Here is a 19,410-nt window from a genome sequence, read left to right on the forward strand (position 1 = left end):
TCTTTGATACATAGGTAACTGAACAAACATCCAGTCTAAAGTTTCTTGATAATTCATGTATATTTCTTATAAATAACAGCAACTAGAAACCTCTAGTTCCTTAGAAAAAAGTGTGATTTATTCAGATAATGAAAAATGATAAATGATTCGTCCTTTTTGAACTGATGGTGCATCTGGAGCAGCACTCCATTTAGTTTTTAGCGCAGCTTCTTTTGCGGCCTTATACAAACAGGGTGATGATTCCGTGGTTCCTTTAGCACCAGGAGTCGCGTTGATTACTTTCCCTGACCTATCTACCTGAATACTGACAACCACCGTACCACCTACATTACAGTCCGAACTGATTTTGGGTTTTCCAACGGCTGTTCTACCACTTAGACTGTAATTTCCATCTCCTCCTGAGCCACCATTTCCATAGTACTTTGAAGAATTTGGATCTCCTAATTCGTTCCCTTTCAAGCCAGATTGATCATCATCCCCTTCTCCTTGAGAGACATCTCCATCTGATGGGTTTCCATTCAGTAAATTGGACAATGCATTCTCAGTTTCCTTGGATGGTTTTGGAGCTTCTTTTACAACAGGCTTTTTTACCTCTTTTGGTTTTTCAACTGGAGTCGGAGCTGGTTTCTTTACCGTTTCTTTCTTTTGAATCACAGGGGCCTCCTCCGTATTTTGGGTTAGCACCTCTTCTTGAATTTCTTCCACCGGAGTCTCCACTTCTTTTAGAGTTTCCTGTTGAGGCTGTTCTGGAACGGGTGCTGATTTTACAGTTTCTTGCACTTTAGGTGGTCCATTCCCAACTTCTGAAGTACCAAAATTTATGGCTATTCCATATTCTTCAGGAGGGTCCATATAGCGCATCCCAAAAAACAACATCAACATCAAAATGGATGTCATGAGAACCAAGGTAATTACCGCTGATTTCTGTTTATGTTTTGTTTCTAAATACTTCATAGGACTTCCTAAATACCTTTAACGGCAAGTATCATCTTAATTTTATTTCTATTGGCAATATCAATTACATGCATGATTTTTTTATAGGAAACTTCTTGATCCCCACGAATCACCAAAGTCTTCCCATCCTCTGCTGAAAACTCCTTTTTAATTGCACTTTCAAGATTGGCCTCAGAAACTTCCGTTCCGTCCATAAAAAACTTGGCATCTTTAGTAATTGAAACTGCTATAGTTCCTTTATTCTCCGTTTTTCCACCTGCTTTTGGTAAAATAACATCTATCGCATTTACCGTAACTAAGGTGGATGTCAACATGAAAAAAATCAACAACAAGAAAACAATATCCGTCATGGACGACATATTGAAACTTGGATCTACTTTATTTCTACCTTTTATATTCATCTATCACAAATATTAAACAGGTTCATTTAATAAATCCATAAACTCAACTGTTTTAGCCTCCATTTGGTAAACAACTTTGTCCGTTTTTACTACCAAATGATTGTATGTTATATAGGATATAATCCCAACGATCAATCCACCAACGGTTGTAGTCATCGCCGTGTACAAACCATCTGCTAGCAATTTGATATCAATTTGTCCACCCGCATTGGCAATCTCATGAATGGAAATAATCATTCCAATTACAGTTCCTAAAAACCCAATCATTGGAGCAGCACCCGCTATGGTTGCGACAACACTTACATTGGTTTCTAATTTATATACTTCTAATTTTCCTGTATTTTCAATAGCTGTATTGATATCCTCTAAAGGTTTTCCAATTCTAGAAATCCCTGTTTCAATCAAACTTGCTACGGGAGTTTCTACATTAGCACACAAAGATTTTGCAGCTTCTAAATTCCCATTTGCTACATGATCCTTGATTTGATTCATAAAATCTTTATCAATTTTACTCGCTGCCTTGATTGCAAAAAATCGTTCAAAATAGATATACAAAGTAACTGCAAGGAGTACTAATAAAATGGCAATAATAATCTGACCACCTACACCACCTTCCATAATTAATTTATAGATAGACAATGTTTTTTCTTCCGAAACTAATTCATCAGCAGTTATAGCAGCCTCTTGAAACAATGATAACATATGTAATATATTTTTGTTAGGTATTTAATGGAAACGAAAATACGAATAGTAAATTGTTTTTGATTTAATAAATTCAGAAATATTCGCACTTAAAATAGATCCCAACAAAAAAGGAGCCATTCTTACGAATAGCTCCTTTTTTATTTTATAAAATATAAGATTCTAGTGCAATACTAGATTTACCATCACATATCCAACTCCTCCTAATACTATTGTATAAGGTAAAGCCATTTTTACCATAGTTCCGTATGATAAGTTGATCAACGGCGCTAAAGATGAAGTCAACAAGAACAAGAATGCAGCCTGTCCGTTTGGTGTTGCAACACTTGGTAAATTTGTACCCGTGTTAATAGCAATTGCTAACTTTTCAAAATGCTCTCTATCAATTTGCCCAGCTTCAAATGCTGCTTGTACTTCACTAATATAAACAGTAGCTACAAATACATTATCACTAATTGCAGACAATACTCCATTAGCTAAATAAAACAATCCTGGTTGCGCATCTGGATCTTGATTTAAAGCCCAGTTGATAATCGGTGTAAATAAATGTTGATCATGAATCATTGCAACAATCACAAAGAAAACAACAATCAAACCAGTAAATGGTAACGCTTCTTCAAAGGCATGACCTAATGCATGCTCCTCAATGATTCCCATAAATGCTGTTTGGAAAACAATCAATCCTAATCCAATAAATCCAACTGGTGCTGCATGTGTTGCCAATCCAATGATCAATAAAACAGCGGCTACACCTTGAACAATTAATCCATATTTTTCTTTTTCCGTTCTTTTCTCATCCTCAGCTTTTGTATACCCATCAATAATTTGGTTTACAATTGCAGGTCTTTTTGCTCCAAAACCAAACCATCCTGTTAACTCTAACAATACTGTAGTTAACAATCCGAATAAGAATACAGGAATAGTTATAGGTCCCATTTGGAAGAAGAATTCAATAAAATCCCATCCCATTCTTTCACCAATCAACAAGTTTTGTGGCTCTCCTACCAAAGTACAAACTCCACCTAATGCAGTACCAACTACACCATGCATAATTAAACTTCTTAGGAAACTTCTAAACTGCTCTAAATTCTCACCACTCAATTGTGTTTTATCAATTACTCCGTCTCCATCATAATCTGTAGTTCCTGAGTGAATTTTATGATACACTCCATAAAACCCAACAGCTACACTAATCAATACTGCTGTTACCGTTAAGGCATCAAGGAAAGCTGATAATACAGCCGACATAAATACAAATAATAAGGATAAGGCTACTTTTGATTTTATTTTAGAAAAGATCTTACTAAAGATATACATCAATAGTGGCTTCATAAAATAAATACCCGCTACCATAAATACAAGTAACAAAACTACTTCTAAGTTTTGATCAACTTCATGATACGCATTATGCGGAGTTGTTAAGCCTAACAATAACACTTGAATTGCTAACAAACCTCCAGATTGTAATGGATAACATTTTAACGCCATTGCTAACGTAAATATGAATTCACCAATAAATACCCATGCAGATACAGTTGGACTTACAAAATAAATTGGAATGTTTATGATTAAAAAGAAAATCATTGTGATCTTGAACCATGATGGGCTAGATCCTAAAAAATTTTTGAACATAATAGTTAATTTTTGAACGCCTAAACTACTAAATTCTATCAAGCTAACCGTACTTTTCATAGGTTTTCTTTACGCAAAGCGTTTCGTTATTTAAAATAATCATTTTGATAAAAATCATCTGATAATTTTAAAAACTACATGATTAAGTTTCAAAAAATTAATAAATAGTTATTTTAATCTTTACAAATTCTACAACAAAAACTCAAATTCGTTGCATTTTAACACGGAAAAAATAAAAACCAATAGATAAAACAAACTTTTAACATCTTATAACATAAAAAAGCACAGAAAATTCTACTCACAAATCGCCCCACTACTATGGTCGTTATTTGCTCCGGTCACACTTTTTAAACAATTTACTTTCCCTTCTACTCTTAATAATCCAAGAAAGGCAAATATCAAGGCCTCTTTGAACTCCACCAATTTGTTTTCAGGAATTACAAAAGTAGACGTTGAATGATATCGAATTCGTTCTAATAAAAAGTCATTATAAACACCACCGCCAGTCACCAAAGTTTTTGATGATTTGTTTTCTCCTACAATATTTGCGATTTGAATGGAAACATGTTCCACATAAGTTCGAAGGATGTCTTCAGTTTCTAGATTATACTCCTTTATAATAGGAAGCACATTTTTTTCAACAAACTCAAAGCCTAAAGATTTAGGATAATTTAATTTAAAGAAAGGGTCCTCGTTCAACCTCTTCAATAATTTTGAATTGATATAGCCTATAGATGCTAGTTCTCCTTTATCGTCAAATTCTTTACCGATCTCTCTTGTAAAATAATTCATCACAATATTTACAGGACAAATATCAAATGCGATCCTTTGTTTGTTTTTTTCGAAAGACACATTTGCAAAACCACCTAAATTCAAACAAAAATCATATTCCGAAAAAAGTAATTTATCTCCTATAGGAACTAAGGGAGCGCCTTGACCACCTAATTCTACATCTTGTGTTCTAAAATCGTATACAACCTTTTTATTTGTAATTTTTGCAATCTCTTTCCCGCAACCAATTTGCATGGTAAACCCTTCTTCTGGTTTATGAAAAATCGTATGACCATGCGAAGCAATCAAATCCACCTTTTCAATCTCAAAATATTTTATAAAAGCATTTACAACTTCACCAATATATACTCCATATAAGGAATCTAGTTCTTTCAGGTCCTCAGGCTTTTTATGAAATGCTGTTTTTAAAGATTCAAGCCAGTTTTTAGGATATGCATAGGTTTCACTGTATATAATTTCATAGTGATAGATTCCATCATTTTCAAATTTTACATAGACCACATCCATTCCGTCAAGGGAAGTACCCGACATAACTCCAATACCGTAAATCGTTTTTTGCATAATTCTAAGTTCCTTAACAAATGTAGTTTTTTACATTGATTGAGCTAAAAATTATGATTTAAAATTAAATGCACCTTTAAAAATTACTATATTGAATTTTCTAAAATAAAAACGACGCTTATGAACTTTCAATTATCAGAAGAACATATAATGATTAGAGATGCGGCTAGAGATTTTGCTAAGTCAGAATTACTGCCAGGTGTAATTGAACGCGATGAAACACAAACCTTCCCTCATGAACAAATAAAAAAAATGGGAGAACTTGGTTTGATGGGTATGATGGTCTCTCCAGAATATGGAGGGAGCGGTATGGATACCATTTCTTATGTATTGGCTATTGAAGAAATTTCTAAAATAGATGCCTCAGCGGGAGTTGCGATGTCTGCAAATAATTCTTTGGTATGCTGGGGTTTAGAAAAATATGGATCCGAAGAACAAAAACAAAAATATCTAAAGCCTTTAGCGAGCGGGGAAGTATTGGGAGCTTTTTGTTTAAGTGAACCCGAAGCTGGTAGTGATGCTACTTCGCAAAAAACTACTGCCATTGACAAAGGTGACCACTATCTATTAAATGGCGTAAAAAACTGGATTACAAATGGAGGAAATGCAAGTATTTATTTAGTTGTAGCGCAAACCGATATTTCAAAAGCACACAAAGGAATCAATGTTTTTATTGTTGAAAAAGACACTCCAGGATTTAAAGTTGGTAAAAAAGAAAACAAACTAGGAATCCGAGGTTCTGACACCCATTCCTTATTATTTACAGATGTAAAAGTTCCAAAAGAAAACAGAATTGGAGAAGATGGCTTTGGATTTAGATTCGCCATGGAAACTCTTTCTGGAGGAAGAATTGGAATTGCAGCACAAGCCCTTGGAATTTCTTCTGGTGCCTATGAGCTATCATTACAATACAGCAAAGAACGTAAAGCCTTTGGAAAAGAAATAAGCAAACATCAAGCAATAGCTTTTAAACTTGCCGACATGGCAGTTGAAATTGAAGCAGGAAGATTTTTATGCTTGAAGGCTGCTTGGGACAAAGACCAAGGGTTAAATTATGATTTATCTAGCTCCATGGCAAAATTGTACTGTGCAGATAGTTCAATGAAAATAACTACAGAAGCCGTTCAAATTCATGGGGGCTATGGTTTTGTAAAAGAATACCATGTAGAAAGAATGATGCGTGATGCTAAAATCACACAAATTTATGAAGGAACCTCAGAAATTCAAAAGATTGTAATTTCTAGAGCGGTGCTTAAATAAAGAAGCAGGAAGCAGGAAGCAGGAAGCAGGAAGCTAAATATATTTTCTCAATTCAAAACTCAAAACTTAACTTTAAAAATTTTAGTTTAAAAAATGGCAGAACCTTTAAAAAATATGTTCAACGAGCAATTTGTTGTGCCCTTCTCAGAAATTTGTGAAATGCATATTGAAAACTTCGATGTAGAACAATTTTTAAAATTCGTTTTTGATAAAAACTGGATTCATCTAGAACTCAAACCCCGAATCAAACATATTGCCGCAGCCATTCACGATCAACTTTCTGATAACACCATTGAGAACTTACAATTGATCACAGCAATTTCGGAGGATATTAGAATTAATCAAAACAAACAAGACACTTTTGAATACCTAGTCTTATGTGATTATATTGAAGTCTATGGATTACAGGAATTGCAAGCCTCACTACAGACTATTGAAAAAGTTACTGTATTGGCTAGTTGTGAATTTGCCATTAGACCCTTTCTATTAAAATACCCAAAAGAAACTTTTGCCCAATTGGTGGAATGGAGTTCTCACTCGCATTCCTCTGTGAGAAGACTTGCTTCTGAAGGTTGTCGACCTAGATTACCTTGGGGAATGGGATTGCCATTTTTGAAAAAAGATCCGAGTCCGATTTATCCCATATTAGAAAATTTAAAAGATGACCCTTCTTTGTATGTAAGAAGAAGTGTTGCTAATAACATCAACGACATTTCTAAGGAACACCCTAAAGAAGTTTTAAAACTTTTGTATGATTGGAACGGTTTTTCTGAAGAGAGAAATTGGTTGGTAAAACATGCGGCAAGAACTCTTTTGAAAAAAGGAAACACAAAGGCACTGCAACTTTTTGGCTATGGAAATATAACTAATTTCGAAATCAGTGGCTTGAGCCTAAAAGAGAAAAAAGTTACCGTCGGTTCTTATTTGACCTTTGATTTTTCCATCACCAATAAAAGTAAAAGCAATCAAAAAGTTAGATTAGAATATTTCATCCATTTCCTCTTAGCAAATGGTTCTCTATCCAAAAAAGTATTTAAAATTTCTGAAAGAGATATGAATGCTATTGAAACACTGCATTATGAAAGACGGCAATCCTTTAAAATCATAACCACAAGAAAATATTATGCAGGTACACACAAAGTAAGCTTGGTGATCAATGGTATTGAAATGGAAACGCAAAGTTTTGAACTGACTAGCTAAATTCCATTTTTAATATGTAATTCATTACGAGTTCTCGATATAATTTTTTTTCAAAAATCACTCGAACTGATATTATTAAAACAGGATTTATTCAATGAATTACTAAACTCTAAAGATCCTTATTCACTAGGGAGATAATCATAAAGAACAAGCTGTCATTTCGAGTGAATTACGAAAGGTACTGCAGTAATTTGTATCGAGAAATCGTGGTTCTAAATGGATTCATTGATTTTAAAACGAGTTCTCGATATAACTTTTTCCAAAAATCACTCGAACTGACAATATTAAAATAGGATTTATTCAATGAATTACTAAACTCTAAAGATCCTTATTCACTAGGGAGATAATCATAAAGAACAAGCTGTCATTTCGAGTGAATTACGCAAGGTACTGTAGTAATTTGTATCGAGAAATCGTGGCTCTAAATGGATTCATTGATTTTAAAACGAGTTCTCGATATAACTTTTTCCAAAAACCACTCGAACTGACAACATAAATCACTCGACTGACCCTAACTACTCTACAGGAAAGTCAAAATATGTATTCGGGTAAGGTTCATCTTTTAAGGTAAAATGCCACCATTCACATTTATACGGTTTGAAGTTATGAGCTAACATAACATCTCTCAATAACATTCTATTTTCATGTTGTTTTTCTGTGATAGAAGTATCATCAGGCCAAGAAATTTTCCCAAAAAAGTCATACGGACTTCCCATATCCAATTCTTTTTGAGTTTTGACATCTATCAAAGTCAAATCGACAGTGCTCCCTCTAGTATGTCCAGATTTCGCAGCTATATAATCTAATTTGAATAAATCTCTTTTCTCAACATCCGGATAAAATTCAGCTTTCATTAAGGTATCATGTTCCTCTTTCGCCCAAACTACAAAATGGTCTACTGCTGTTTGTGGACGGTATGCGTCATATATTTTAAGCCCCAACCCCTTTTTCATTAAGGATTTCTGCACCTCTTTTAGTTGTTGCATCGCTTCTACAGAAAGGATTGCTTTTGGAGCATGGTAGCCATGTATCGGCTTTCCTATAAAATTATGATTTCCAAAATATCTTATCTCTAATAAAACATCTGGTATTGCTACTTTAATCTCTTTAAAACCTTCGGGTCTATCGTTTTGAGCCGCTACATAAAACCCTGAAATTAAAATAAAAAGGATATATATCTTTTGAAGTCTTTTACTTAGCTGTTTCATCATCATAAATTTGAATACCAACAAATCTAATTAACTATATTTGCATTTCAATTAAGAATTATGACAAATAACGACATCTTAAAAAAGTTAAGAGTAGCACTTCAATTAAAAGACACTGATATCGTTCATATTATGGGACTTGTGGATTTTAAAGTCACTAAAAGTGAAATAAACGCACTGTACAGAAACGAAGATCACCCAAAATACATGGAATGCAAGGATCAGTTTTTGCGTAATTTTTTAAACGGATTGATCATTCATAAAAGAGGGCCAATGCCTCCTAAAAAGAATTCTAAATAACCCACTACTATAAACTTCTTAAACCATGAAAGAATATAAATTCATCAAACAAAAAAGTACTCCTATTAAAAAGGATACCGACTTTGAAAACCTACTAAATAGTTATGCAAAAACTGGATGGAGAGTTGTCAACTCATTTGTACATCGCGGTGTTGTAAAAGCTATTTTAGAGAGAGACAAGGACGAAACACAGAATTAAAAAACACCCTATGAGCCTTAAGATTGCCTTTACAGATATTGACGGAACTTTATTAAGTAAAGAAAGAATTCCCTCAGAAGCACTAAAAACAGAAGTCGCTAGAATTTCAAGAAATGATATTCCATTTGTTTTGATCTCATCAAGAATGCCTAGTGCTATGTACCATATTCAAGAGGATTTGAATATAAAAAACACTCCTATAATCTGTTATAACGGCGGACTCGTTTTAGTAAATAAAGAAAGCATACATTCGACAGAAATTGAGCATTCTATTTTGGAAGTAATCGCAGATTTAAATACTGAGAAAAAATTCCATATCAGTTTATACAATAATGACGATTGGTATGTAGAAGGAATGGATTTTTGGGCAAAAAGAGAAGAAAACAACACCAAAGTTACCCCAACTATAAAACCGATTGAAGAAGTTTTAACGGATTGGAAAACAACCAATAAAGGTGCACATAAAGTAATGTGTATGGGTGATAAAGAAGAGTTAGATATCGTGATGGAAAGTCTAAGTTTGGCCTTTCCGGATGAACTTCATCTATATAGATCTAAGGATACGTATATTGAAATCGCTAGTAAAGAAATCTCTAAACTAACAGGAATCAGCACCTTACTAAAAAATAGTTATAGCGACTTCTCACTTGAGAATTGTATTGCTTTTGGTGATAATTATAACGATATTGAAATGCTTAACGCTGTTAAAATGGGAGTAGCTGTTGAAAATGCCAAAGAAGAAGTATTGGCAATTGCAGATGATGTTACTGATACCAACCACAACGACGGAGTTGCAAAGGCTATTGCCAAGCATTTATAAAAAAACAACTAAACTAAACCATTATGAAAAACCTATTTATCATCTCATTCTTAACCGCTGTATTGTTTGTGTCTTGTGATAAAGAACCAAGTAAAGACGCTATGGTAGTAAAAGGAGAAGTAAAAGGGTTGAAGAAAGGAACCTTGTTTCTTCAAAAAATTGATGACGGAATTTTATCTACTGTAGATTCTACTTTTGTAAAAGGAACTGGAGTGTATCAATTAATTTCTGATATAAATTCTTCTCAATTACATTTTCTTACTTTGGACAAAGACAGTGAAAAATCTATTCCATTTTTTGGAGAACCAGGAGAAATCACTATCAACACCAACTTAGAAAATTTTGTATTGCACGCGAAAATTTCTGGTTCAAAAAACCAAGAAATTTTAGATCAGTATAATATTATCGCTTCACGTTTTCAAAATAAAAACCTGGAAATGATCAAAGCTAATTTTGATGCCATCAAAGAAAAAAATCAAGAAAAAATTGATGAGATTGCAAAGGAGTCAAAAACCTTGCTTCGTAAAAAATATTTATACACTATTAATTTTGCTTTGAACAATACAGATTCTGAAGTAGCTCCTTATTTAGCTCTGAGTGTTCTGAACAATGCAAACGTAAAATATTTAGATACAATCAACAATTCTTTAAGTCTAGAAATTAAAAATTCACGCTACGGAAAAGAATTAAATTCTTTCATTGAAAAAATTAAATCTGCTTCTGAAGAATAATTAATTTTCACAAAAAAATAAAAGGGAACGTATTGATAACGTTCCCTTTTTTTATTCTCTATATATTTTTAAATATTACATAGTGCTGAATCCTATCGATTATCTCCATCTAGCAAATCGCCTATGCCTCCTAAAATACTTCCTTCTCCCTGACTTTTACCTCCAGTTCTGGGAGCCATAGAAAGTACTCGATTTGCCAACCTACTGAAAGGCAACGATTGTATATAAACTTCTCCCGGTCCTTGCAGACTAGCGAAAAACAATCCTTCCCCTCCAAAAAGGGAGTTTTTTATACCTCCTACAAACTCAATATCATAGTGCACTGATTGAGTAAAACCAACCAAACATCCGGTATCTACTTTTAAAATTTCTCCTGGCAATAAGGTCTTTTTAGTAATGGTTCCTCCGGCATGCACAAAAGCCATTCCGTCTCCTTCTAATTTTTGCATGATAAAGCCTTCTCCCCCAAACAGACCTCTTCCTAATTTTTTAGAAAATTCTATTCCAATAGAAACTCCCTTTGCCGCACATAAAAACGCATCTTTTTGACAAATAAACTTTCCTTGATTTTTAGATAAATCTAAGGGAACAATTCTTCCAGGGTATGGAGAAGCAAAAGAAACATGTTTTTTTCCAAATTCTGTGTTTGTAAATACGGTCATAAACAAACTTTCACCCGTAAGTAATCTTTTTCCTGCAGAAAATAATTTTCCAAGCACCCCTTCCGATTGTCCTGACCCATCACCAAAAATTGTTGACATGGTGATTCCTGAATCCATCATCATAAAACTTCCAGATTCAGCAATAACACTTTCCTGAGGGTCTAACTCAATTTCAACAAATTGCATTTCATCTCCCTCTATTTTGTAATCGATAACGTGTGCACTCATATTTATTTTTTTAGTTAGGTATTTGAAAATCTTTTTGAATCACCAAATTAACCCAATTATCCAAACTCACTCCCATCATGGTAAAACTATAACTATTGTTCGACAAAAGTGACGGTGGATTTTCTCTAGTAACATTAAGAACAACATTCTCCAGATTGTAATAGGTAAATAATTTTTCATAGGTATAGGTCCCAGATAGCAAATTATTTTGTGCATCCGTTACCACTTGAAAATAAATCGCATTTTCATCAATTTGTCCATCATTCCAAGAAAACTCTGGATTTGTATTTTGACTAAAGTCGATCGCTACCTCTTGAGTCCATTCCGTTGGGTTCGTGAGTTGCTTCAACCGAATGGGTTGTGAAGTTCGTAATTCCCCATTGACTTTATAAGTTACAATACAATATGTTTCTATTAAAGAACTACGCACAAACCTTTGAAGGTATCCATTAAAAACAGGTTCTAGCGGCAACTCAATTTCTGTGTACAAAGACAAGTTATCCTTATCCACAGTAACATCTTTGGTTTCAAAAAATTTGTAATCCGTAGCCCCAGGAATCGGATAAAAAAAGACCAATGTATTCCCCGAATCATCCTTTGCACTCGCCGCGCAAGCAATTACATCATTTTCATCATCCAAACGGTGCAGACCTATATAATCTTCTAAATCTTCATAACCGATAACCTCCTCTTTGGAACACCCCATGCTCATCAACAACACAAATACTATTGCAAACCTCATCACTGTTTTAACTTTATACCCCATTCATATTCAAATTTTGAAACAATATCCCCTTGTTCATCAACACCATTGGACTGCAATACCAATTGCTGGCCCTCCCCGGTTTGGACTGCTGTATCAATTGCTTTTTGAATTTGACCATCATCCAAACAATCAAAATAAATCACTCCTGTAGCCTTTTTTAAAAATTCTCCCTTTTGCCCAACGACCAACATGGATATCTTTTTTTTAGAGGAATAAATTTTTCGCATCATCAAAACTCCGGTTGCTAATTCAGAAGCCATTCCCTGCGTTGCCCAATACATGGACTTAAACGGATTTTGATTGATCCATTGAGACCGGACACGTACCGTAATTTTATCTTCGGAAACGGAATCAACCCGAACTCCAGATAGATATGCAGATGGAATTTTAAAAAACACAAAACGGTTTAAAATAGCAGCAGTAAATTTCATTTCTGTAAGTTAGAAAAAAAAGAAATCAGCTGCTAATTTTAGTCCAATTTTCCCAAAAACCGAGATTCAGACAAAAAATCATAAATTATTTTAAAAAAAATAAAACGACTACAACCCCAGATAAACACTAGAATTACACTTACTACCAACGAATTGAAAACAAAATCAAACAGTACTATGTTTTGCATAATACTATATGTTTATATATATTTGTACCATCAATACATTTAAAGTGAATCTTTATGAAATCATCAAAAGAAGAAACCAACGCATTTTTAATTCACATTTCGGCCTTATTAGGTTTTCTATTTCCTTTTGGAGGAATCATCATTCCCTTGGTATTATGGAAAGCTCAAAAAACAGAAAGTCCATTTCTTAACAACAACGGAAAAGAGGCTGTAAACTTCAATATCACCTATGGATTTTACAAAGTTATTTTGGCCGTTGGATTATTCACTTCATTTTTTGTTTTTGCATTTTTAAATGTTCCTGGTATCATTTTTTTATTATTTGGAATATACGGCTTGTTTGAATTAATGAGCGTTTGTTTGATAATTATTGCAGCCTCTAAGGCACAGAAAGGTGAAACTTACCAATACCCAATGACAATTAATTTTTTAAAATAAAATCCTTTTTACATGAAGATAGAAAACACAAAAGCACAGATGAGAAAAGGAGTCCTAGAATATTGTATTCTTTCCATCCTTCAACATGGAGATGCCTATACCTCAGAAATTCTTTCCACATTAAAAGATGCGGAAATGATTGTAGTGGAAGGGACCATTTATCCATTATTAACTCGACTTAAAAATGCGGGTCTCTTGAGTTATCGTTGGGAAGAGTCTACCTCTGGACCTCCGAGAAAATATTATGTTCTCACAGAGAACGGTGCCCTTTTCCTTAAGGAATTAAATACAACATGGAACAACCTAACAAACGCAGTACAAACAGTTACTAGCAAAAAAAATAAATAAGATGAATAAAACTATCAACATAAATCTGGGAGGATTCTTTTTTCATATTGATGAAGTAGCCTATCAAATCCTAAAAGGTTATTTAGAATCCATAGCAAGATCTTTAAGTGACGATCCTCAAGGGAAAAATGAAATCATTGCTGATATCGAGGCTAGAATTAGTGAATTATTATCTGAAACTATCAGAGACCCAAGACAGGTTATCAACGAATCTGACATTAATGATATCATTAAAATCATGGGGCAACCTGAAGATTATGATGATCAAGGGGAAGAATATGCAGATCATAGTTCAACCTATCGACCTAGAACCGGCAATACAAAAAAACTGTACAGAGATGGTGAAGATAAATTCTTAGGAGGAGTGGCAGCAGGTCTAGGACATTATTTTGGAATTGATTCTATTTGGATCAGACTTGCTTTTATACTTCTAACAATTACCGGTGGTTTTGGAATTCCAATTTATATCATCTTATGGATTCTTTTGCCAGAGGCAAGAACTACAGCAGAAAAGCTTGAAATGGAAGGCGAAGCTGTAAATATAGACAATATCGAAAAAAAAATTCGTACGGAATTTAACAATGTTGGGGACAAAATAAAAAATGCAGATTACAGCAAAGCTAAAACAGGTTTTCAGAATTTTTTAGACACTTTAGGCAAAATAATACTAGCAATATTTAAAGTTATTGGAAAGGTTATTGGAGTGCTTCTAATGTTTGTTGCCGCAGCAATTTTGTTAACTTTAGTTATTGGAGCGTTCTCTTTCGGGAGTATCGAATTTATGGGAATGACTCATAATTTCACCACCATACCTTCTTTTATTTATAGTTCTATCATTCCACATTGGACCTTAGCAGCTTTGATATTTGTTGCGATTGGATTTCCATTCCTAATTTTATTTTTACTAGGATTGCGCATTGTATCTTCTTCTGTAAAACAATTGAGCAAAGCCACTTCTTTGACACTTTTAGGAATTTGGATTATTGCCATATTAGCTTTGATTTTTACAGGAATAGAACACAGTACAGCCAAAGCATTTAAAGGTTCTAAAATCATTGAGACTCCTTTTGCTTATCAAGCGAATGATACACTCCAAGTGAAGTTAATCAATAACGAAGAGTTATTATATAAGAACTATTTAAGAAAAGACACCAAACAAGAATATGTCTACGATCAAGATGTTAGAAAATTATACAGCAATAATATCTCTGTGGATGTGGTATACAATGATACCGATGTTGCTTCTGTAAAAGTGCGACGTATGTCCGTAGGTAAGGACAGAAACATCGCCAATCAAAACGCAGAAAAATTAGAATACAATTACATTATAGAAAATAAAACTATACTTCTTGACGGTTACTTTTTAAGTCCTGAAAACAGCATCGATAAAAATCAAGATATTGCAATTACGATTGCCGTTCCAGAAAACACAACGATTCATTTTACAAACTCTACGAAAAGTTTTTTAGGAAACATTGAAACCACTCAAGACATCTATAGCAATGATTTGCCAAACCATCATTTCATCATGAGACCCGTGGGTTTAGAATGTACAGATTGTGATGAAAGATTATTTAGAAACTAAAAAAAACTATTATGAAACAATTTACAAAACAAGTAACACTGCTGCTTTCATTATTTGTAATCCTAACAAGTTGCAAAGTAGATGTTGGACAAAACAATTCTGCAACAGGTAACAAGAATGTTATCACAGAGGAACGCGCTATTACTGAATCCATTACAAAAATTGAGGTTCAAGAAGGAATTACCGTGTACTTAACCATGGGATCTAAGGACATGTTGACCGTAGAAACGGACGAAAACTTAATGTCCTTGATTAAAACAGAATTTAAAAACGGAAACTTAAAAATATTTTGTGAGCCTAATATTAAAAAATCCAAGGCACGAAATGTGTATTTAACCGCTGATCAAATTCAAACTATTGAAACTAGCAGTGGTGCTCGAGTTATCTCGGAAAACACATTGATCGCTGATGTTTTAACGGTACATTCTAGTAGTGGGTCACATATAGATCTACAGATAAATGCCGACAAACTGACCTCAAGTTCAAGCAGTGGATCACATATAAAACTAAAAGGTAAAGCTTCTAACTTTTCAGTAAAATCAAGTAGTGGTAGCAGTATCAATGCTTATAAGCTAACTGCTAAAAATGTAGAATCTAAAGCGAGTAGCGGTTCTCATATAAAAGTAACTGCAACAGAATCTCTAAAAGGGAAAGCAAGTAGTGGTGGTAGTATCAACCACAAAGGAAATCCTAAAAATATTGAAAGAAAAACATCTTCGGGTGGAAACGTATCTGCTGGGTAGAGCCGCGGAAAGCAATCTTTGGTTTAGATTGAACATAAATGCCTTTAGACATACAGCTAAAGGCATTTTTTATTTTAGCTATTATATTTGATACATTTATACCATGATGGACTATATCCTATTTCTTAGAGCTGTTAATGTTGCAGGCAAAAACAAGTTAAAAATGCAAGATCTAAAACTGGCATTGCAAAGTGAATTCCTCGATGCTCAGACCTATATCCAAAGTGGAAATATATTAATTCCAAATTGCGACTTAACTAAAACACAAGTCACATCTATAGTGGAAAAAATAGTGCTTAAAAACTTTGATATTGATACAACAGCAATCATAAAAACAACTAAAGAGTTACAAGGCATTATGGACACTATTCCTTTCCAAATCACGGAAACAAAGCAATTGTATTTTTGCTTTTTAGAAAAGATGTCAACTCAGGATACTACTATCTTGAATGCAGTAAACCAACACCATGGGGACAATTTTATAGTTCAGAACGATATGGTTTATATTCAATGTCTAAATGGCTATGGAAAAACTAAATTAACCAATCATTTTTTTGAAAAGAAATTAGAAACCTCAGCTACGACAAGGAATTATAATACCATTTCAAAATTAATCGAAATGGCATCGAAAAGATGATTACCAGCTTCCGCTAGCTCCACCTCCTCCAAAGCCTCCGCCTCCGAAGCCTCCTGAGAAACCTCCTCCGCCAAAACCACCTGAACTTCCGCCACCGAAACCTCCACTACTTCTTCCCATATTACTAAATAATATAGCGGTCAAAATATCAGATGAAGCGTTGCGCCTTCCTCCTCTTCCTCCTCCTTTATTTCCACGATTTCTGAAAATAAAGAACAAGACAAGTACAACAAAAATAAAGAAACCTTTTATTTTTGAAGATTCATCAGAAGTAGCTTTCTTTTTCCTATTTTCTTTGAACTCACCATTAAGAACTTTAAAAATAGCATCTGTACCATTATCCAAACCAGCATAAAAGTTACCTGATTTAAACCTAGGAGTTATTATGTTTTCAATAATTCTTCTAGACAAAGCATCTGTCAATAAATGCTCCACTCCATACCCTGTTGATATATTTACTTTTCGCTCATTTTTAGCAACCAATACCAACACTCCGTTGTCTTTTCCCTTCTGGCCAATACCCCACTTATGAGCTAACTCTGTCGCAAACATCGCAATTTCATTAGCGCCAATAGAAGTCATGGTAACCACCACTATCTGCGTTGATGTAGAATCCGAATAACGAATTAATTTTCGCTCAAGAGTCTTTTGTTCATTTTTAGAAAGTAAGTTTGCATAATCATACAGACTCGTCTCTTTTTTCGGAACATCCGGAATTCCACTTTGAGAATATATACTTGTCATTGAAACAATCACAAGTAAAATGATGGATACTATTTTTTGAACTTTCAAACGATGGAAATTAACTGTTATCAAAAAAAATTATTTACGGTCTCCCATAAAACGAAGTAAATACAAGAATAGATTTACAAAATCTAAATACAAAGTCAATGCTCCCATAATGGATTTCTTTTTTGATACTTCTTGCGTATCGTCATAAGCTGCCATTCTTTTAATTTTCTGTGTATCATAAGCAGTTAGAGCAACGAATATTAAAACACCTGCATAGGTAATTACCCAATACATAATCTCGCTCTGCAAGAATATATTTACGACAGATCCGATAATCAAACCGATCAATGCCATGAAGGCTAGATTCCCAATAGAAGTTAAATCTTTTTTAGTCATATACCCGTAAGCACTCATCACACCAAAAGTTGCAGCAGTTACTAAAAAAGTAGATGCAATTGATGAACTTGTATATATCAAGAACACCATAGATAGTGTCAATCCATTTAAAACAGAATACAATAAAAACACAATTCCAGCGGTTTCTGCTGTCATTTTATTGATTCTTGCCGAAAGAAAAATCACCGCACCAAACTCAGCTCCAATTAATAAATAAAAAGGAAGCATACTTCCCGATGCAGGAAAAATAGCCTGTAAAACTGCTGGTGTAGAGGCTGCCCACATGGCAACAACTCCTGTGATTACCAGAGCGGCACTCATCCAACCATAAACCTTAGAGATAAAAGCTGCTTCTACTTGTTCTCTTTGTAATAAAACATCTGTATTCATAATTCTTATTTTTATTTTATTTACCCTTTAGATATTTCATCAGGTAATTCATTAATATCATCTTTTTGGTAAGGAAAGAATTCTTTCAGCCTTTTACCGGCTTCTGCAATTCCCAATTGCAAACCTGTTGCAAAATCCCCTTTTTTAAATTCACCAATCACTAATTCCTTAGTAGAGTTCCAAAAATCATCAGGAACCACCTTATCAATTCCGGCATCACCCAAGATGGCGAATTTGTGTTCTTTTACCGCCAAATAAAACAAAACCCCATTCTGAGCTTCTGTTTCATTCATTTTTAATTCAAAGAAGACTTCTTTTGCTCTCTCCAACCCATCTTTATCAGAACTTGGATCGATATGAACTCTAATCTCTCCTGAGGTATTCAGCTCAGCAGATTTTATAGCCTCTACTACATCCAACTCTTCTTGTTCAGATAAATGATATTCCGTGTTTGGCATAATTAAAATTTTACGTCAGGTGCTTTTTCACTTCCTTCTGCCGACTTATAACGACTCATCTCTTCAAAATTTAACATTCCAGCAAATACAGAATTTGGGAAAATTTTGATATGCTTGTTGTAAGTATTTACCAATGCATTGAACCTATTTCGTTCCACATTAATTCTATTCTCTGTTCCTTCCAACTGACTCTGTAATTCTAAGAAATTTGTGTTCGCTTTTAAGTCAGGGTATTTTTCAGCGACTACCATTAATTTACCTAAAGCACCTGCCAATCCTTGTTGTGCTCTTTGATACGCCGCCATATTTTCTTCAGTCAAGTTGCTTGCATCAATTTTTGTACTCGTTGCACTTGCTCTTGCTTTGATTACAGCTTCTAACGTTTCACTTTCATGAGCCGCATACCCCTTTACTGTATTTACTAAATTCGGTATCAAATCAGCTCTTCTTTGGTAAGAGCTTTCTACATTAGACCATGCTGTTTTTGCATCTTCTTGATACGTAACAGCTGTATTATTAAATCCTTTAAAGGAGCTATACCCCCATAACAGAAATAAACCTACAACTATTAACGGCAACCACTTTTTTAATTTATCCATACTATTTTTTATTTTTTTACTTTTAGCTATAGCTCAATATATATACCAA

24 protein-coding genes are annotated in these 19,410 nt (G+C 34.0%); 11 read left to right on the forward strand and 13 right to left on the reverse strand.

Annotation, left to right across the window (positions count from 1 at the left end; genetic code table 11):
* Positions 1-117 precede the first annotated feature (117 nt).
* From P8H68_RS13420 to P8H68_RS13440, 5 genes are all read right to left on the reverse strand, one after another.
* Entirely contained in the window at positions 118-954 is an 837-nt protein-coding gene (locus P8H68_RS13420; RefSeq protein WP_300326216.1) for an energy transducer TonB, read from the reverse strand.
* Positions 955-962: 8 nt separating this feature from the next.
* Positions 963-1,355 (reverse strand): biopolymer transporter ExbD, encoded by a 393-nt coding sequence (locus P8H68_RS13425; RefSeq protein WP_300326219.1) that lies wholly within the window; start codon positions 1,353-1,355, stop codon positions 963-965.
* A gap of 12 nt (positions 1,356-1,367) precedes the next feature.
* Positions 1,368-2,057 carry a MotA/TolQ/ExbB proton channel family protein gene (locus P8H68_RS13430; protein ID WP_300326221.1) on the reverse strand — a complete coding sequence of 230 codons (690 nt, stop codon included), beginning with the start codon at positions 2,055-2,057 and terminating at the stop codon, positions 1,368-1,370.
* Between the two features lie 162 nt (positions 2,058-2,219).
* Positions 2,220-3,689 (reverse strand): sodium/proton antiporter NhaB, encoded by a 1,470-nt coding sequence (gene nhaB / locus P8H68_RS13435; protein ID WP_300326224.1) that lies wholly within the window; start codon positions 3,687-3,689, stop codon positions 2,220-2,222.
* Positions 3,690-3,983: 294 nt separating this feature from the next.
* Complete coding sequence (locus P8H68_RS13440; protein WP_300326227.1) at positions 3,984-5,042, reverse strand: anhydro-N-acetylmuramic acid kinase; 1,059 nt, start codon at positions 5,040-5,042, stop codon at positions 3,984-3,986.
* Between the two features lie 120 nt (positions 5,043-5,162).
* Between P8H68_RS13440 and P8H68_RS13445 the strand changes: the two genes are divergently transcribed.
* Together P8H68_RS13445 and P8H68_RS13450 are read left to right on the forward strand one after the other, a co-directional pair.
* Positions 5,163-6,302, forward strand: a complete 1,140-nt coding sequence (locus P8H68_RS13445) for an acyl-CoA dehydrogenase (protein ID WP_300326229.1) — start codon at positions 5,163-5,165, stop codon at positions 6,300-6,302.
* Positions 6,303-6,395: 93 nt separating this feature from the next.
* Positions 6,396-7,502, forward strand: a complete 1,107-nt coding sequence (locus tag P8H68_RS13450) for a DNA alkylation repair protein (protein WP_300326232.1) — start codon at positions 6,396-6,398, stop codon at positions 7,500-7,502.
* A 515-nt stretch (positions 7,503-8,017) separates the two neighbouring features.
* Here P8H68_RS13450 and P8H68_RS13455 read toward each other — a convergent pair.
* Positions 8,018-8,710 (reverse strand): M15 family metallopeptidase, encoded by a 693-nt coding sequence (locus tag P8H68_RS13455; RefSeq protein WP_300326235.1) that lies wholly within the window; start codon positions 8,708-8,710, stop codon positions 8,018-8,020.
* A gap of 60 nt (positions 8,711-8,770) precedes the next feature.
* On the opposite strand from P8H68_RS13455, the gene P8H68_RS13460 reads away from it, so the two are divergent.
* From P8H68_RS13460 to P8H68_RS13475, 4 genes are read left to right on the forward strand one after another with little or no spacing between them, the layout of a single operon-like run.
* Positions 8,771-9,010 (forward strand): DUF1456 family protein, encoded by a 240-nt coding sequence (locus P8H68_RS13460; RefSeq protein ID WP_300326238.1) that lies wholly within the window; start codon positions 8,771-8,773, stop codon positions 9,008-9,010.
* 25 nt (positions 9,011-9,035) lie between these two features.
* Entirely contained in the window at positions 9,036-9,209 is a 174-nt protein-coding gene (locus P8H68_RS13465) for a DUF4177 domain-containing protein (RefSeq protein ID WP_300326241.1), read from the forward strand.
* 10 nt (positions 9,210-9,219) lie between these two features.
* Positions 9,220-10,029 (forward strand): HAD family hydrolase, encoded by an 810-nt coding sequence (locus tag P8H68_RS13470; protein WP_300326244.1) that lies wholly within the window; start codon positions 9,220-9,222, stop codon positions 10,027-10,029.
* Between the two features lie 23 nt (positions 10,030-10,052).
* Positions 10,053-10,760 carry a DUF4369 domain-containing protein gene (locus P8H68_RS13475; protein WP_300326247.1) on the forward strand — a complete coding sequence of 236 codons (708 nt, stop codon included), beginning with the start codon at positions 10,053-10,055 and terminating at the stop codon, positions 10,758-10,760.
* A 92-nt stretch (positions 10,761-10,852) separates the two neighbouring features.
* Here the strand turns inward: P8H68_RS13475 and P8H68_RS13480 are convergent, their stop codons facing one another.
* Genes P8H68_RS13480 through P8H68_RS13490 form a run of 3 tightly spaced genes read right to left on the reverse strand, consistent with a single transcriptional unit; the run spans position 10,853 to position 12,847 of the window.
* Positions 10,853-11,650, reverse strand: a complete 798-nt coding sequence (locus P8H68_RS13480) for a TIGR00266 family protein (RefSeq protein ID WP_300326252.1) — start codon at positions 11,648-11,650, stop codon at positions 10,853-10,855.
* Between the two features lie 10 nt (positions 11,651-11,660).
* Positions 11,661-12,416, reverse strand: a complete 756-nt coding sequence (locus tag P8H68_RS13485) for a hypothetical protein (protein ID WP_300326255.1) — start codon at positions 12,414-12,416, stop codon at positions 11,661-11,663.
* Positions 12,392-12,847 (reverse strand): DUF4442 domain-containing protein, encoded by a 456-nt coding sequence (locus P8H68_RS13490; RefSeq protein WP_300326257.1) that lies wholly within the window; start codon positions 12,845-12,847, stop codon positions 12,392-12,394. The genes P8H68_RS13485 and P8H68_RS13490 overlap by 25 nt, the downstream gene beginning before the upstream one ends.
* Positions 12,848-13,089: 242 nt before the next feature.
* On the opposite strand from P8H68_RS13490, the gene P8H68_RS13495 reads away from it, so the two are divergent.
* From P8H68_RS13495 to P8H68_RS13515, 5 genes are all read left to right on the forward strand, one after another.
* Positions 13,090-13,473 (forward strand): DUF4870 domain-containing protein, encoded by a 384-nt coding sequence (locus P8H68_RS13495; protein WP_300326260.1) that lies wholly within the window; start codon positions 13,090-13,092, stop codon positions 13,471-13,473.
* A gap of 12 nt (positions 13,474-13,485) precedes the next feature.
* Positions 13,486-13,821 carry a PadR family transcriptional regulator gene (locus tag P8H68_RS13500; protein WP_300326263.1) on the forward strand — a complete coding sequence of 112 codons (336 nt, stop codon included), beginning with the start codon at positions 13,486-13,488 and terminating at the stop codon, positions 13,819-13,821.
* 1 nt (position 13,822) lies between these two features.
* Entirely contained in the window at positions 13,823-15,406 is a 1,584-nt protein-coding gene (locus P8H68_RS13505; protein ID WP_300326266.1) for a PspC domain-containing protein, read from the forward strand.
* 11 nt (positions 15,407-15,417) lie between these two features.
* Positions 15,418-16,149: a head GIN domain-containing protein gene (locus P8H68_RS13510; protein WP_300326269.1), complete on the forward strand. Its 732-nt coding sequence runs from the start codon at positions 15,418-15,420 to the stop codon at positions 16,147-16,149.
* A gap of 106 nt (positions 16,150-16,255) precedes the next feature.
* Complete coding sequence (locus P8H68_RS13515) at positions 16,256-16,786, forward strand: DUF1697 domain-containing protein (RefSeq protein ID WP_300326284.1); 531 nt, start codon at positions 16,256-16,258, stop codon at positions 16,784-16,786.
* Here the strand turns inward: P8H68_RS13515 and P8H68_RS13520 are convergent, their stop codons facing one another.
* Genes P8H68_RS13520 through P8H68_RS13535 form a run of 4 tightly spaced genes read right to left on the reverse strand, consistent with a single transcriptional unit; the run spans position 16,787 to position 19,361 of the window.
* Positions 16,787-17,578: a YgcG family protein gene (locus P8H68_RS13520; protein ID WP_300326272.1), complete on the reverse strand. Its 792-nt coding sequence runs from the start codon at positions 17,576-17,578 to the stop codon at positions 16,787-16,789.
* Positions 17,579-17,608: 30 nt separating this feature from the next.
* Positions 17,609-18,304, reverse strand: a complete 696-nt coding sequence (locus tag P8H68_RS13525; RefSeq protein WP_300326275.1) for a Bax inhibitor-1/YccA family protein — start codon at positions 18,302-18,304, stop codon at positions 17,609-17,611.
* 20 nt (positions 18,305-18,324) lie between these two features.
* Positions 18,325-18,762, reverse strand: a complete 438-nt coding sequence (locus P8H68_RS13530; RefSeq protein WP_300326278.1) for a TPM domain-containing protein — start codon at positions 18,760-18,762, stop codon at positions 18,325-18,327.
* Positions 18,763-18,764: 2 nt separating this feature from the next.
* A complete protein-coding gene (locus P8H68_RS13535; RefSeq protein ID WP_300326281.1) occupies positions 18,765-19,361 on the reverse strand; it encodes a LemA family protein in 597 nt (198 codons plus the stop codon).
* Between the last annotated feature and the right edge of the window lie 49 nt (positions 19,362-19,410).

The organism is Flavicella sp., assembly GCF_029238425.1.
In the GTDB taxonomy this organism is placed as follows: domain Bacteria; phylum Bacteroidota; class Bacteroidia; order Flavobacteriales; family Flavobacteriaceae; genus Flavicella.